Here is a 14,755-nt window from a genome sequence, read left to right on the forward strand (position 1 = left end):
TCCCGAGTGTGCGGCTCACCCCGGGACGGCGCCGCGCCGACGCTCGAGCAGGGCGAAGACGAACGGCGGCAGCGACAGCACCACGGTCGCCAGCGCGAGCAGCAGCACGTAGACCACCGGGTTGCCGGTCTGCAGCTGGTCGGGGGGCACGAACCCGAGCAGGAACGAGACGACGCAGCCGAGCAGGCCCACGCCGCCGACGAGCCAGACGCCGGGCAGGCCGCCGGGGATGCGGTAGGGGCGGGGGACGTCGGGCTGCGTGTGCCGCAGCCGGATGACCGCGGCGAACACCAGCGCGTACATGGTCACGATGACCTGCGCGGTGACGGCCGAGAGCATCCAGTACGAGGTGCTGACGCTGGGCACGAGCACGAACAGCAGCGCGAACACCGATCCTGCGACCGCCTGCACGACCAGCAGCGCCACCGGGACGTCGTTGCCGTTGACCCGGCCCAGCCGCGCCGGGGCCAGCCCCTCGCGGGCGACCGCGCCGACGCCCTTGGCCGGCCCCAGCACCCACGGCGTCAGGTGGGCGACCCCGCCGAGCGCGACGACGACGGCCAGCGGCGCCAGCAGCCACCCGATGTCGAGCCGCTGCAGCACGGTGGAGAACAGCTCCATGGTCCCGGAGACCAGGCTGATCTCCCGCTGCGGCACGACGAACGCCATGAACAGCGAGCCGAGCACCGAGAAGGCGACGGTGACGGCGACGGCCAGCGCGATCGCCCGGGGCACGGTGCGCCCGGGGTCGGCGGTCTCCCGGGCGTGGAAGCCGGCCATCTCCATGCCGGTGAAGAGCAGGATGACCCCGCCGAGGAAGGCCACGTTCTCCAGCCGCACGTCCGGCACCAGCGCGCCGGCGGAGAACGGGATCTCGGAGGGGTCGCCGCGCAGCAGGAACGCCGCGCCGAGCGCGACGACGAGGACGGCGGGCAGGATCGAGCCCGCGATCGTGCCGACCGCCCCGATCGCCGACGACGTCCGGACCCCGCCCAGCGCGGCGGCGGTGGTGCCCCAGAAGACGACGAGCATGACCGTGACGAGGAAGAACCGGTCGTTCGCGAGCGCCGGGTCGAACGCGTAGGCCAGCGAGGCGGCGATGAACGACAGCACGGTGGGGAACCAGGCGATGTTCTCGGCGTAGTCGCACCAGACCGCCAGCGCCCCGGTCCGGCCGCCGAAGGCCTCCTTCACCCAGGCGTACACGCCGCCCTCGTGCGGCCAGGCGGTGCCGAGCTCGGCCGCGGCCATCGACACCGGCACCAGGAACACGCCGATCGACAGCGCGAACAGCGCGAGCATCGACCAGCCGTACTCGGCCATGACCGGCAGGTTCCGGGCGCTGACGATCGAGGCGATGTTGACCATGGCCAGCGACAGGACGCCGAGGCGGACGGTGCCGCCCGGCCGGGTCACGCCGCCGACCGCCGCTCCGGCGCCGACGGCGCGGGCACGCCGCCGACGGCCTTGGGCACCAGCAGCTCGCCGAGCCCGGGCAGGGCCAGGAAGCCCTCCGCGCCGGCGTAGCGCAGCCCCACCCGCGGGAGGTCCGCACGGTGCCGGTAGGCGAGGACCCGCGGGAGCCACTCGGGGTCGAACTTGGCGTTGAAGTCGTGCAGCGACTTGATCTGGAAGAACGGGTTGAGCGCACCGACCGCCCAGCGGGCGGCGCGCTGGGCGGGGGTGAACGGGACGTCGTCGGCGAACAGCCGCCCCCACATCGCGAAGTTCATCGACAGCCGGGCCACGCCGCGGGCGCCCAGGGCGGCCGCGGTGGAGGCGATGAGGAACTCGGTCATCCCGTTCGGCGCATCGGGGTCGTGGCGCATCAGGTCCAGCGTGTAGCCGAACGACGGCCCGTAGGCGGGCACCAGCCGGAGGAAGCCGCCGGGGCGGCCCTCGGCGTCCTCCGCGACGCACAGCAGGAACCCGGGGTCGGCGCCGGCGCCGCGGACGTCCTGGGACAGCGACATGGTGAAGCCGCGCTCGGGGTGCTTGCCGCGCCAGCGGGCGCTGATCGCGTTGAGCTGGTCGACCAGCGCCGGCGGGGCGTCGGTCTCGGCGACCAGCCGGAAGCGGTGGGTCCGCCCCACCCGCCGGACGGCGGCCCGCAGGCCCTTGCGGCCCGGGCCCTCGAGGGTGAACCGGCGGCAGTCGATGACCGCCTCGTCGCCCAGGTAGAACGCGCTGAACCCGCGGGAGGCGTACAGCGGCATGCTCGCCTCGCGGGCGGCCAGCAGGGCCGGCGCCCAGGCCCGCTCGTCGCACATCGCGAGGAACTCGTCGAGCACCCGCGGCACCGACTCGCGGGCCCCGATCGGGTCGCCGGAGACCAGCGCGTAGCCGCCGATGTAGGTGTAGGCCAGGAACGCCTCGCCGTCCCGGGAGAAGAAGAACGACTTGTCGTCGCGCAGGGCGAAGTAGGCGAGGGTGTCCCAGCCGTAGGTGTGCACCAGCCGCTCGGCGTGCGCCCAGTCCTCCTCGGTGTGCGGACGGCGGGCCGCGGCCAGCGGGCGGAACAGCAGCACCGCCAGGGCGACCAGCCCGACCACCCCCAGCGCGAGCAGGGCCGCGGGGTAGAACGCCGCGAAGAACCGGGAGCCGTAGCTGTAGGGGCCGTCGAGGCCGACCAGCCCGGCGAGCACGGTCTGCAGCGCCCCGGCGAGGGTGAGCGGCGGGTCGACGCGCCCCCGCTCGGCCCACAGCGCGGCCAGGCCGAACAGCAGCACCGCGGCCAGGTACAGGGGGACGAAGCGCAGCAGGCGCAGCAGGGACGGCGGATCGGCCGGCGCACGGAAGGCCGACCGGTACCGCACCAGCCCGGCGAGCAGCGCCAGGCACAGCGCCACGGCGACCGGGTGCGGTCCCTTGACCACGTGCGCGACCGCCCCGACGGCGAACAGCAGCACCGCCAGCCGCCAGGCCAGCGCCTTGCGCCGGGCCAGCTGGTCGGACAGCAGCAGGAGCAGCAGCCCCACCACCACCGACGCGACCGCGCCGCTCACCGGCACCCACAGCGGGCCGAACGCCGTCCCCCGGCCGACGAGCCGCTCGTGCACCACGGGCAGGGCGGTGAGCAGCTGCAGGACGCCGGAGAGCGCGGTCAGCCCGGCCAGCACCCGCACGGCCGGCGCATGGGTGCGCGCCGTCGGCGGGGGTGCCGGGACCGGGCCGGAGGAGGGGGCCATCGACGGCAGCGCGACGACCGAGGCGACCGCCGTCCCCGCGTCGTCCGCCGTCGCCGCGCCGTCCGGGCCGGCCGTGCTGCCGGCGGGCAGCGGGGTGGGGGCGACCAGGGGGCGCACCGCGCCGTCCGGGCCGGTGCCGGGGACCTCGGGGCGCAGCGTCGGGAAGAGGATGACCTCGCGGATCGAGTCGACGCCGGCCAGCAGCATGACCAGCCGGTCGATGCCGATGCCCAGCCCGCCGGTGCACGGCATCCCGCACTCCAGCGCGCGGACGTAGTCGAGGTCGACGTCCCCGGCCTCCGGGTCGCCGTGCGACTTGGCGCGGGCCTCGGCCTCGAACGCGGCGAGCTGCTCGACCGGGTCGTTCTGCTCGGAGTAGGCGTTGCACAGCTCGAAGCCGGCGACGATCAGCTCGAAGCGCTCGACGTAGGCGGGGTCGTCGCGGTGCACCCGGGCCAGCGGCGAGACCTCGCGCGGGTAGTCGACGCAGAACACCGGCCCCACGACCGAGTGCTGCACCTTCTCGTCGTAGACCTCCTTCATCAGCCGCCCGGCGCCCCACGAGGCCTCGTAGGGGATGCCCAGCCGGTCGAGCACCGCGCGGGCGTCGTCGATCGGCATGGCCGGGTGCATGGGAGCGCCGGTGGCCTCGGCGATCATGTCGGCGAACCGCTTGCGGGGCCACGGCGTCGCGGCCAGGTCGATGGTGTGGCCGGAGTACCGGACGGTGAGGTCCTCACCGAGGGCGGCCCGTGCCGCGGCGGTGATCAGGCCCTCGGTCAGCTCCATCATGTCGGTGATGTCGCCGAAGGCCTGGTATGCCTCCAGCAGCGTGAACTCGGGGTTGTGCCGGGTGTCGACGCCCTCGTTGCGGAAGACCCGGCCGATCTCGAAGACCCGCTCCAGGCCGCCGACGATCAGCCGCTTGAGGTGCAGTTCGAGGGCGATCCTCAGGTAGAGGTCGAGGTCCAGGGCGTTGGAGTGGGTGACGAACGGCCGCGCGCTGGCCCCGCCCTGGATGGTCTGCAGCACCGGCCCCTCGACCTCGGTGAAGTCGAGGTCCTCCAGGTGCCGGCGGATCGCCCGCACCGCCGCGTGCCGGATGCGGAAGACCTGCCGGGTGCGCTCGTTGACCTCGAGGTCGACGTAGCGCTGGCGGTAGCGGGTCTCCACGTCGGTCAGGCCGGCGTGCTCGGGCGGCGGCGCGCGCAGCGCCTTGCCGAGGACGGCGAAGTCCTCGACGCACACCGACAGCTCGCCGGTCCGGGTGGTCATCACGGTGCCCTCGGCGCCGATCCAGTCGCCGCGGTCGACGTCGTCGAACTCGGCGTGCCGGTCGGGGCCGAGGACGGAGCTGTCGACGTAGAGCTGGATGGCGCCGGTCCGGTCGCGCAGCGTCGCGAAGGTCAGCCAGCCCTGCCGGCGGATGAGTTCCACCCGGCCGGCGACCCGCACGCGGTCCGTCGTCCGCACGTCGGGGGCGAGGTCCGCGTGGGCCGCGCGGACGCCGGCGGCGGTGGCGTCCGGGGGCCAGCGGTAGGGGTAGGCGGTGGTGCCCCGGGCGCGCAGCGCCTCCAGCTTGGCCAGCCGGTGCGCGCGCTGCCCCGCGCTGCGCCCGGCGACGTCGGTTCCGCTGACCACCGCGCCATGATGGGGAGGACCCCGGGCGGTGCGACCCCCTCGACGACGCCGGTCGCCCCGCCCTCGCGCGTCCCCGGTGGGTCGCTGCGCTCAGGGTCGGGCGGCCCCCGCTGCGTGTGGTCGCGACCGGGACCCTCGCCCCTGGTGGCGAGCCGGGCGCGACGGGATCGTGCGCTCTCGTGCGACGGACTTCTCTTCCCGTGTGGGCAGCCGCCGGCATCCTGGTCCTCGGCGGTTGCGCCGCCGGGCAGGAGGCCGAGACAGCCGAGGAGACCCCTGACGTCGCGGGCGTCGACGGCACGGTCGGCGAGGTGTCGCTGGACGACGTCTTCCTCGACGCCGAGGACACCGTCGAGGCGGGCGCCTCCGTGCCGCTGCGGGGTGTGCTGACCAACGACGCCGAACAGGCCGACCGGCTCGTCGGCGTCAGCACACCGGCGGCGGAGTCGGTCCAGCTGCTCGACGAGTCCGGTGCACCGAGCGCCGACGGGATCGAGCTGCCGGCCGGCGGTCAGGTGGAGGCCGTCAGCGGCGCCGTGCGGATGCAGTTGGAGGGGGTGACCGCACCGATCGCCCCCACCGACACCGTCTCGGTCACCTTCACCTTCGCGACGGCCGGTGAGGTGGCCCTCGACGTGCCGGTCGCCCCCGGCCCCGGTCCCGTCGACTAGGCCGCCGCCCGCACCCGGTCGGCGGGGGTCCGCCGGATGCGTGCCCGGCGGCGTGCGCACGGTCCGCACGCGCCGCGCCCGGTCCCGGCCGGCCCGACGGGACGCTCCGGGCGCCGCCCGCCCCGTCGCGAGCGAGGACATTCCCCTCTGTGCGGTGCCGCCCGGCGCCGCCAGGGAGGAGATCGGTCATGTACGCCAGGACCACCACCGTCCGCGGCGACCCGCGCGCGGTCGACGACGGGATCGCCTTCATCCGCAACGACGTCTGGCCGATGGTCCAGCGGATGGACGGCTGCATCGGGATGTCGATGCTCGCCGACCGCGAGGCGGGGCGGTGCATCGTCACCTCCGCGTGGGCCAGCGAGGACGCGATGCGGGCCAGCGCCACCGAGGTCCAGGAGTCGCGGCGGCAGGCGGCTGAGGTGCTCCGCGCCGATGCCGTCGACATCGCCGAGTGGGAGATCGCCGTCCTGCACCGGTCCCGGCCGGCGGGGGACGCGGCGTGCGTCCGGGGCACCTGGCTCGACGTCCCGGCCGGCCACGTCGACGAGATGGTCGACACCTTCCGCATGAGCCTGCTGTCGAGGCTCGAGGACCTCCCCGGCTTCTGCAGCGTCAGCCTGCTGGTCGACCGGCCCGGTCACCGCGGCGTGGCCGCCGTGACCTACGAGGACCGGGCCGCCATGGAGCGGGCCCGCGAACAGGGCGCCGCGCTCCGCGAGGAGTTCAGCCGGGCGATGGGCGCGAGGATCACCGACGTCGCCGAGTTCGAGCTCGCGATGGCCCACCTGCACGTCCCCGAGATGGCGTGAGGTGGTGGCGCCGCTGAGGCGGCGCCCCCTGCAGTACTGCGCGCCCCTGGCCCGTTCCGGTCCCCTGAACGGGCCACCGGCGCGCGACGACCGGTGGCTCAGCCGCCGGGCTGCCAGCCCAGCGCCGGGCCGAGGCGCGTGGCGACGTCGGTGAGGATCTGCTCGTAGTCGGCGGGTGCGAAGTCGAACGGCAGCGCGAAGACGACCTCGGTGACCTCGCGGAAGCCGGCGTGGGCGTACAGGGCCTCGGCGATCTCCTCGGAGCTGCCCAGCAGGTCGCGGGCGAAGAGCATCCGCGCCGGGCCCTGCGGTGCCGTCGTCCGCGGGGTGCGGGCCTCGACGTAGGCGGCGTAGCGCGCCCGCTGCTCGGCGGTGGCGGTGTCGGTGGGGATGACCACCAGCCCCTGGGAGACCCGGCCGGCGGGGTTGGCGGCCCGGAAGGCCCGCACGTGCGAGGCCTGGACCTCGGCGAAGTCCTCGGACTGCTCGGCCTTGACCACGCTGGAGGTCAGGAAGTGCGTGCCGTGCTCGCCGGCCCACGCCGCCGAGCGCAGGCTGCCCCCGCCGTACCACATCCGGCCGGCCAGCCCGGGGGACTGCGGCTGCACCCGGTCGGACCACTCCTCGACGACGCCCTCCCGGCCGACGAAGGTCGACGCCCGCTCGCCGCGGACGAACCGCAGCAGCCGCTCCACGCGCGCGTAGCTGAAGTCCTCGCGGTCGGCGGTGTCGGGGTAGAGGGCGTCCTTCACGTCGTCCCAGTGCATCGGCGGGCCGACGCTGACGCCCGGGTGGAGCCGCCCACCGGAGAGGACGTCGACGGTGGCGAGGTCCTCGGCCAGCCGCAGCGGGTTCTCCCACGCCAGCGGCGTGACGGCGGTGCCGAGCCCGATCCGGCGGGTGCGCTGGGTGAGCGCGGCGAGGACGGCGACCGGCGAGGAGATGCCCGGCTGCAGGTGCCGGTGGCGCAACCACGCGCTGTCGAACCCGAGCTGCTCGCCGAGCTCGACCATCGCGAGGGTCGCCTCGTGCCCGGGGCCGGGGTCGGCCGGGTCGAAGGTGCCGATGGTCAGGAAGCCGAGCTGTTCCAGCGGGGTCCCGGGGGCGGGCATGGGGCGGCTCCTCGATCGGTGCGGTGGGTTCCGTTCCATCGTCGGTCAGTGGCCGACGACGTGCTCCTGCGCCCCGCCTCCGGCCGGGAGACGTGGGTGGACGCGGTGCTGCCGCAGGTCCCGGGGTCGTCGGCTCGCCGGCTCGCCGGCTCGCCGGCTCTCCTGGTCTCCTGGTCGACGCCGACGGCCATGATCTCCTGCCGCCGCGGGCCGGGGACGGCGACGGCGACCTCGGTCTCCTCGCCGTGCTGCGCGACGAACCCCTGCAGCACCACCGGTCCGACCGTCCCGTTGGGGGATCCCTCACATGCACGGCCTGCGATCCGGCGGGGGTGTCACGATCGCCTCGGAACGCAGCGCCACGAGATCCTCGGGCGGCCCGAAGCCCGCGCCGATCCGAGGCCGGGCACTCAGTGCCTGGTCTCGTACCTGGTCAGGAGCACGCCGTCGGGAAACGTCCGGGTCTCCACCAGGGTCAGGTTCACCCAGTTGTCCAGGGCCGTGAAGAACGGCGTGCCGCTGCCCACCAGGACCGGTGCGGTGGCCAGCACGTACTCGTCGATCAGCCCGGCCCGCATCGCCGCTGCGGCGAGGGTGGCGCCGCCGATGTCCATGGGGCCGCCATCCTCGGCCTTGAGCCGGGTGATCTCGGTGACCGCGTCGCCGGTGACCAGGCGGGTGTTCCAGTCGACCGTGCTGATCGTGGAGGAGAACACCACCTTCGGCATGTCCTGCCAGCGGCGGGCGAACTCGATCTCCGCCGGTGTGGCGCCGGGCTGCTGGTCGGCGGTCGGCCAGTGGGAACTCATCGTCTCCCACAGTCTGCGCCCGTACAGCGCCAGGTCGGTCGCTCCCACCCGGTCGGACCACCACTGGAACAGCTCGTCGCTCGGCACGCTCCAGCCGAGGTCGTCGCCGGGCGCGGCGATGTAGCCGTCCAGGGACAGGTTCATGCCGAAGGTCAGTCTCCGCATGCGTCACCCCCCGCGAGTCGGTGTTCGGCGTACAGACCAGCACGGCGCGGAGAAGTCATCGGTCAGGCCACACCGAGGGCCGGTTGACCACCACGCCAAGCGGATGCTGCCTACGGAAGGGAACCCCTACGTACACCTGACACCGGGGCACCCGCACCGCCATCACCGTGACCAGCGGTGTTGCGGGTACCCGTACGGTGAAGCTCTCACCAGCCGGGGCCTGGACGTACACGCACTGAGCCCCAGCCAGATCGAGATCGAACCCTGCCGGGCAAGGCGCAGAAGGCGGCGGAACTGCAGCGGCTGCGGGCCCGCGAGGCGATGGACGCCGCCTACGAGGCCGAACTGCTGCTGGGCCCGGCCGACGAGCCGACTCACGGCTGTCACGCTCGGGCCGCGAAGTGGAGGAGGTCGGTGAGCGCGGCCTCCGGCTCGGGCCCGAGGACGCCGACCTCCGCCGTCCCGGACGAGGGGTCGACGTGCGCCGCGCCGCCGTCGGAGAACTCCACCACTCCACCGGGCAGCGCCGCCGCGGTGATCGTCCCGATGCGGGCGGCCGCCGCCACCCAGACGGTGGCCGCCTGCCGGTCCCACCCGGCCGGCGCGGGCGCCCGGGCCCAGTGCTGCTCGCCCGGGGGCGCGCCGTCCCGCTCCACGGCCGCCCAGAGCTCGTCGAGCGAGGCCACCGGGCGGCTGGCCCCGGTCGCGGTGGCCAGCAGGTAGCCGCCGCGCCAGGGCGTGACCCGCAGCCGCCGGCCGGTCAGCAGCCGGCCGGCGGCACCGGCCCGGGCGGCCCGCTCCGCGGGACCGGCCCCGGCCAGCACGTCCTCCCACGGTGCGACGGCCCGGCCGCTGCCGCAGGCGCCGCACACCGCGTCAGGCCGGGCGGGGCGAGCGGCGCAGGAAGTCCTGCGCGATCTCGTCGAAGGTCACCCAGCGCACGCCGTCGTGGCCCTTGATGTGGGCGATGATCCGCTCCAGGGCCATCAGCACCTGCGGCCGCCCGGAGACGTCCGGGTGGATGGTCATCGTGAACACCGCGTAGTCCTGCTCGCGGTAGACCCAGTCGAACTGGTCGGTCCACATCTGCTCGATGTCGCGCGGGTTGACGAACCCGTGGCTGTTCGGGCTGGTCTTGACGAACATCATCGGCGGCAGGTCGTCGAGGTACCAGTTCGCCGGGATCTCCACCAGCTCGGTCTCCCGGCCGCGGACCAGCGGCTGCATCCACGTGTCGGCCGGCTGCGAGTAGTCGATCTTCGTCCAGCTGTCGCCGACGCGGACGTAGTAGGGCTCGAAGTCGCGGTGCATGAGCGAGTGGTCGTAGGTGATGCCCCGCTCCAGCAGCAGCTCGTTGGTGACGGGGGAGAACTCCCACCACGGCGCGACGTACCCGGTGGGACGGCGTCCGGCCCGCTTCTCGATGAGCTCGATGCAGCGGTCGAGCACCGCCGACTCCTGCTCGCGGGTCATCGCGATCGGGTTCTCGTGGCTGTAGCCGTGCACGCCGATCTCGTGGCCGGCCGCCACGCAGGCGTCGAACTGCTCCGGGAACGTGTCGATGGAGTGGCCCGGCCAGAAGAACGTCTGGGTCAGCCCCTCGCGGCGGAACAACTCGAGGATGCGCGGCACGCCCACCTCGCCGGCGAACAGCCCGCGGGAGATGTCGTCGGGGGAGTCCTCCCCGCCGTAGGACCCCAGCCACCCGGCGACGGCGTCGATGTCGACGCCGAAGGACACGAAGATCTCCTTGGCCATGCCCGTTCTCCCCTCGATGTGTCGGTGCTCACAGCCGGCCGGCGAGGACCCGCCCCGGGTCCCGCGGGTCCAGCGCCAGGGCGGCGGCCAGCAGCAGCCGCCCCTGCCACGGGCTCAGGTCGCCGCCGAACAGGGCGCCGTCGCGCGCCAGGCTCGCCCCGCCCCCGGCGTAGAGGGGGGCGACCGGACCCGACGGCACCCGCGAGCACACCAGGACCGGCACGCCGCCCGCCACCAGCTCGGCCGCCGCCGCAGCCACCGGCGGCGGGACGTTGCCCGCCCCGAAGGCCTCCAGCACGACCCCGGCGGCGCCGGCCGCGACCGCGGCGCGCAGCAGGGCGTCGTCCGACCCCTGGGCGCAGGCGACGACGTCGACCCGCGGCAGGTCGGCGGCCAGGTCCAGCGGCAGCGCGGGCGGCCGCGGCGGCCGCCCCAGGGGGACGACGGCCCCGCCCGCGACCCGCAGCACCGGTCCGCGGCCGGGAGCGCCGAAGGCCGCGCCGCGCAAGGTCTCGACCTTGCGCACCCCGCGCGCGGCGAAGACCAGGCCGTCGAAGGCCAGCAGCGCACCGAGGTCCCGGGCCGCGGGGTCGGCGGCGACCCGGAGCGCGTCGGCGAGGTTCGCCGGACCGTCGGGGGCCGGCGCGTCGAACGGCCGCTGCGCGCCGGTGAAGACCACCGGCCGCGGGTCGTCGTGCACCAGGTCGGCCAGGAACGCCGACTCCTCCATCGTGTCCGTGCCGTGGGTGACGACGACGCCGTCGACGCCGCCGGCCAGGTGCTCCCGCACCTCGCGGAGCAGCCCCCGCACGTCGGCGCCCGTGAGCGCGAAGCTCGGCACCGTCGTGAGGTCGCTGACGGTGACCTCCAGGCCCGGGAGCGGCCCGGCCGCGGCCAGCAGCTCGGCGGCCGGCGTGGTGGCCGACAGGCCGTCGTCGGTGCGGCGGCTGGCGATCGTGCCCCCGGTCGCCAGCAGGTGGACCCGTGCCACGGCACCCTCCCGTCCTCGCACCCGACCTCCCGCAGCGGCCCCAGGTGACCACGGCGCGCCGAGCGACGCACCTCGGGGAGCGGTGTGAGCGGACCCACCCTCGGTGCTGACCTGCGTCGTTGCCGGACCGGTCCGTCCCGGGCTTGACGATGGTCGGCGGGACTCACTTAGAGTTCTCGTCCGGACACCGCCCGTCATGGGGGGCCGCACGCCGCGAGGGCCACGGGGCTCTCGCGTCGCGCGGTGCGGGGGTGGCCCGCCGGAGCGCCCCGTCGCCCGGACGACCGCCGCCCGGGTGTTCGGAGCCCGGGCGCGCCCGACGCCCGCACGCACTGGAGAACGCCTTCATGCACCACCCTGCCCTCCGGCGTCCCACCACCGCGGGAGCCCGCCGGTGACGACGGTCCTCGACCGGCCGCGCGTCTCGGACCTCACCGGCGAGATCCCCGTGCCGGTCACCCGCCGGGCCGCGCCCTCGACCCGCGCACAGGCGGTGGCGTGGACGGCGCTGCACGCGTTGCTCGCCGCCGCCCCGCTGGCCCTCTGCGCCACCGCCGTCCGGCCCGGGCGCGGCTTCCTCGTCGACCTCTCCGTGGCGCTGGGCTTCCTGGCCCTCTCGGTGATGGGGCTGCAGTTCGCCCTGGCCGCGCGGTTCTCCCGCGCCACGGCGCCGTTCGGCATCGACGCCGTCCTGCGCTACCACAAGCAGATGTCGGCGCTGTCCGTCCTCGCGGCGTTCGGGCACCCGGCGCTGCTGTTCCTCGCCGACGACCGGTACCTGGTGCTGCTCGACGTCGTGGACGCGCCGCTGCGGGCCCAGTTCGCCTGGCTGTCGGTGCTGGCGCTCGGGCTGCTCATGGTGACCTCGATCTGGCGGCGGGCGCTGCGGATCCCGTACCAGGTCTGGCACGTGCTGCACTCGCTCCTCGGCGTCACCATCGTGCTGGCCGGCCTGGGGCACGCCTTCCTCGTGGACAACTGGATGAGCGCTCCGTGGGTGCGGCTGGGGTGGCTCGTCTACGCCACGGCGTTCCTGTGGCTGGCGGTGTGGGTCCGGCTGGTCAAGCCGCTGCGGCTGTGGCGCCGTCCCTGGCGGGTGGTGGAGCTGTGGCCCGAGCCCGGCGGCGCCGTGACCGTCGGCCTGGAGCCCGCGCACCGGCACGGCGGGCGGCCGTGGTCGTTCACGGCCGGGCAGTTCGCCTGGATCCTCCCCGGCCGGGTGCCCTTCACCCCGACCTACCACCCGTTCTCGATCTCCTCGAGCGCGCTGCGCCCCCGCGTGGAGTTCACCATCAAGCAGGTCGGCGACTTCACCTCCTCCATCCGCCGGCTGCGGGTGGGTGACACCGTCTACGTCGACGGTCCGCACGGCTCGTTCACCCTCGACCGGCACCCGGGCATGGGCTACGTCCTCCTGGCCACGGGCGTCGGCGTCACGCCGTTCCTCAGCATGCTGGCCACGCTGGCCGACCAGGGCGACCGGCGCCCGGTGTGGCTGTTCCTCGGCAACCGCAGCGAGGACCAGATCACCGGCATCCGCCAGCTCGAGCGGCTGAAGGGCCGGCTGGACCTGCGGGTGGTGCACGTGATCAGCCGGGCGTCCGAGGGCTGGCCGGGCGAGCGCGGCCGCATCGACGCCGCGCTGCTGGCCCGCCACCTGCCGCCGCACGCCCGCTCGCTGCAGTACTTCGTCTGCTCCCGCGAGGAGACGGTGCGGGCGGTCCGTGCCTCGCTCGGCGAGCTCGGCGTGCCCGCGGACCGGGTGCACAGCGAGCAGTTCGGGATGGTCTGACGTGCGTGCCGACGGACCGGCCTGGGTGGTCAGCGGCGTGCTGCTGGCCCTCTGCGTGCTCTGGGCGCTCCTGCAGACCTGACGCGTCCGGGGAGCGCGGTCGCGGGCACTGTGCCGACAATCCACCACGGAACCGTCCGCACAGCCTGAGGAGACCCGGTGGCGACCTTCAGCTCCGCCCCGCTGACCCCGACCGCCTTCCTCGACCGCTCCGCGCGGGTGTTCCCCGAGCGCACCGCGGTGGTCGACGGTGACCGGCGGTTCACCTACCGGGAGTTCGCCGACCGCTCGCGCCGGCTCGCCGGGGCCCTGGCCGCCCGGGGCGTGTCGCCCGGGGACCGGGTCGCTGCGCTGTGCACGAACAGCTCGGCGATGCTCGAGCTGCACAACGGCGTGCCGTGGGCCGGTGCGGTCCTGGTCCCGCTCAACACGCGGCTGAAGGCGGGCGAGCTGGAGTACATCCTGCGGCACTCCGGCGCCGCGGTCCTCGTCGCCGACGCCGCGTTCGCCGCGACCGCCACCGAGGTCGCCGCGGCGGTGGGGATCCCGGTCGTGGTGGCCGGCGGCGAGGCCGACGAGTACGAGCGGTGGCTGACCTCGGCCGAGCCGCTGGCCCGGCCCTGCGACGACGAGTGGGCGCTGCTGGCGCTCAACTACACCTCCGGCACGACCGGCCGGCCCAAGGGCGTCATGTACAGCCACCGGGGCGCCTACCTGCAGGCGATGGCGATGGCGCTGCACACCGGGCTGGCACCCGGCAGCCAGTACCTGTGGACGCTGCCGATGTTCCACTGCGACGGCTGGTGCTTCCCCTGGGCGGTGTCGGCCGGCGGCGCCACCCACGTGTGCCTGCCCCGGGTCGAGCCCGCCCGCATCTGGCAGCTGCTGCGCACCGAGGGCATCACCCACTTCAGCGCGGCGCCCACCGTGCTGACCATGATCGCCAGCGCCGAGGAGGCGGAGGCCGGCCCGGTCTCCCCGCGGGTCGCGGTGCAGACCGGCGGTGCGCCGCCCACCCCGACCCTGCTGGCCCGGATGTCCGCGCTGGACATGGACGTCACCCACCTCTACGGGCTCACCGAGACCTACGGGCCGGTGGCGGTCAACCAGTGGCACCCGGAGTGGGACGACCTCCCGGACGAGCGGCAGGCCGAGCTCAAGGCCCGGCAGGGTGTCGCCAACGTGGTCGCCGAGCCGCTGCGGGTGGTGGGGGAGGACGGCGCGGACGTGCCCCGCGACGGGGAGACGATCGGGGAGATCGTCGCCCGCGGGAACGACGTCATGCTCGGCTACTACCAGGACGAGGAGGCGACGGCGAAGGCGACGCTGCCGGGGCCGGACGGCGGACCCGGCTGGTTCCGCACCGGGGACCTCGCGGTCGTCCACCCGGACGGCTACCTCGAGATCCGGGACCGCAGCAAGGACATCATCATCTCCGGCGGCGAGAACATCTCCTCGGTGGAGGTCGAGCGGGCCCTGGACGCCCACCCCGCCGTCCTGGAGTCCGCCGTGGTCGCCGAGCCCCACGAGAAGTGGGGGGAGGTCCCGGTCGCCCACGTGACGCTGCGGCCCGGTGGCGAGGTCACCGACGAGGAGCTCGCGGCCTTCGTGCGGTCGCGGCTGGCCGGGTTCAAGGTCCCCAAGCGGTTCGTCTACGGCGACCTGCCGAAGACCTCCACCGGCAAGGTGCAGAAGAACCTGCTGCGCGAGCGATCCTCCGGCTGACCGCGGATCAGGTGTCGCCCGGGGGCGCAGGCGTCCCCGGAGAGGCGTCGTGCCGAGTGGCCGCCGCCGGAGGGCCGGCAGCGGCCAATGA

11 protein-coding genes are annotated in these 14,755 nt (G+C 74.7%); 4 read left to right on the forward strand and 7 right to left on the reverse strand.

The features are described from left to right. Nucleotides 1-15: 15 nt before the first annotated feature. Entirely contained in the window at nt 16-1,416 is a 1,401-nt protein-coding gene (locus BLS21_RS19255) for an APC family permease (protein WP_091222276.1), read from the reverse strand. Further along, a complete protein-coding gene (lysS, locus tag BLS21_RS19260) occupies nt 1,413-4,829 on the reverse strand; it encodes a lysine--tRNA ligase (RefSeq protein ID WP_091222279.1) in 3,417 nt (1,138 codons plus the stop codon). The genes BLS21_RS19255 and lysS overlap by 4 nt, the downstream gene beginning before the upstream one ends. 200 nt (nt 4,830-5,029) lie before the next feature. Here lysS and BLS21_RS19265 point away from each other — a divergent pair, with 200 nt between their 5' ends. Next, complete coding sequence (locus tag BLS21_RS19265) at nt 5,030-5,500, forward strand: copper chaperone PCu(A)C (RefSeq protein WP_091222281.1); 471 nt, start codon at nt 5,030-5,032, stop codon at nt 5,498-5,500. A 188-nt stretch (nt 5,501-5,688) separates the two neighbouring features. Then, nucleotides 5,689-6,312 carry an antibiotic biosynthesis monooxygenase gene (locus tag BLS21_RS19270; protein ID WP_091222284.1) on the forward strand — a complete coding sequence of 208 codons (624 nt, stop codon included), beginning with the start codon at nt 5,689-5,691 and terminating at the stop codon, nt 6,310-6,312. A 98-nt stretch (nt 6,313-6,410) separates the two neighbouring features. Here BLS21_RS19270 and BLS21_RS19275 read toward each other — a convergent pair whose 3' ends face one another. From BLS21_RS19275 to BLS21_RS19300, 5 genes are all read right to left on the reverse strand, one after another. Then, nucleotides 6,411-7,424 (reverse strand): LLM class flavin-dependent oxidoreductase, encoded by a 1,014-nt coding sequence (locus BLS21_RS19275; protein ID WP_091222286.1) that lies wholly within the window; start codon nt 7,422-7,424, stop codon nt 6,411-6,413. A gap of 410 nt (nt 7,425-7,834) precedes the next feature. Beyond that, nucleotides 7,835-8,398 (reverse strand): dihydrofolate reductase family protein, encoded by a 564-nt coding sequence (locus tag BLS21_RS19285; RefSeq protein ID WP_091222290.1) that lies wholly within the window; start codon nt 8,396-8,398, stop codon nt 7,835-7,837. 383 nt (nt 8,399-8,781) lie between these two features. Then, nucleotides 8,782-9,222: a hypothetical protein gene (locus tag BLS21_RS19290; RefSeq protein ID WP_139177216.1), complete on the reverse strand. Its 441-nt coding sequence runs from the start codon at nt 9,220-9,222 to the stop codon at nt 8,782-8,784. Nucleotides 9,223-9,274: 52 nt separating this feature from the next. Then, entirely contained in the window at nt 9,275-10,156 is an 882-nt protein-coding gene (locus BLS21_RS19295) for a polysaccharide deacetylase family protein (RefSeq protein ID WP_091222294.1), read from the reverse strand. A gap of 28 nt (nt 10,157-10,184) precedes the next feature. Further along, nucleotides 10,185-11,147: an asparaginase gene (locus BLS21_RS19300; RefSeq protein ID WP_091222297.1), complete on the reverse strand. Its 963-nt coding sequence runs from the start codon at nt 11,145-11,147 to the stop codon at nt 10,185-10,187. 394 nt (nt 11,148-11,541) lie between these two features. Between BLS21_RS19300 and BLS21_RS19305 the strand changes: the two genes are divergently transcribed. Together BLS21_RS19305 and BLS21_RS19310 are read left to right on the forward strand one after the other, a co-directional pair. Further along, on the forward strand, nt 11,542-12,939 hold the full coding sequence (locus BLS21_RS19305) for a ferredoxin reductase family protein (protein WP_175479651.1): 1,398 nt from the start codon (nt 11,542-11,544) through the stop codon (nt 12,937-12,939). Nucleotides 12,940-13,098: 159 nt separating this feature from the next. Continuing rightward, the gene (locus tag BLS21_RS19310) at nt 13,099-14,664 is read left to right on the forward strand and encodes an acyl--CoA ligase family protein (RefSeq protein ID WP_091222302.1); all 1,566 of its coding nucleotides are present in this window, start codon (nt 13,099-13,101) and stop codon (nt 14,662-14,664) included. The last annotated feature ends 91 nt before the right edge of the window (nt 14,665-14,755 follow it).

Origin of the sequence: Geodermatophilus siccatus, from assembly GCF_900103785.1 — a bacterium.
GTDB classification, from domain to species: Bacteria; Actinomycetota; Actinomycetes; order Mycobacteriales; family Geodermatophilaceae; genus Geodermatophilus; species Geodermatophilus siccatus.

Excerpts from the sequence above, each read along its gene's own strand:
- BLS21_RS19275 (WP_091222286.1), bottom strand. The coding sequence starts at position 7,424 with ATGCCCGCCCCCGGGACCCCGCTGGAACAGCTCGGCTTCCTGACCATC.
- BLS21_RS19285 (WP_091222290.1), bottom strand. The coding sequence starts at position 8,398 with ATGCGGAGACTGACCTTCGGCATGAACCTGTCCCTGGACGGCTACATC.
- BLS21_RS19295 (WP_091222294.1), bottom strand. The coding sequence starts at position 10,156 with ATGGCCAAGGAGATCTTCGTGTCCTTCGGCGTCGACATCGACGCCGTC.
- BLS21_RS19270 (WP_091222284.1), top strand. The coding sequence starts at position 5,689 with ATGTACGCCAGGACCACCACCGTCCGCGGCGACCCGCGCGCGGTCGAC.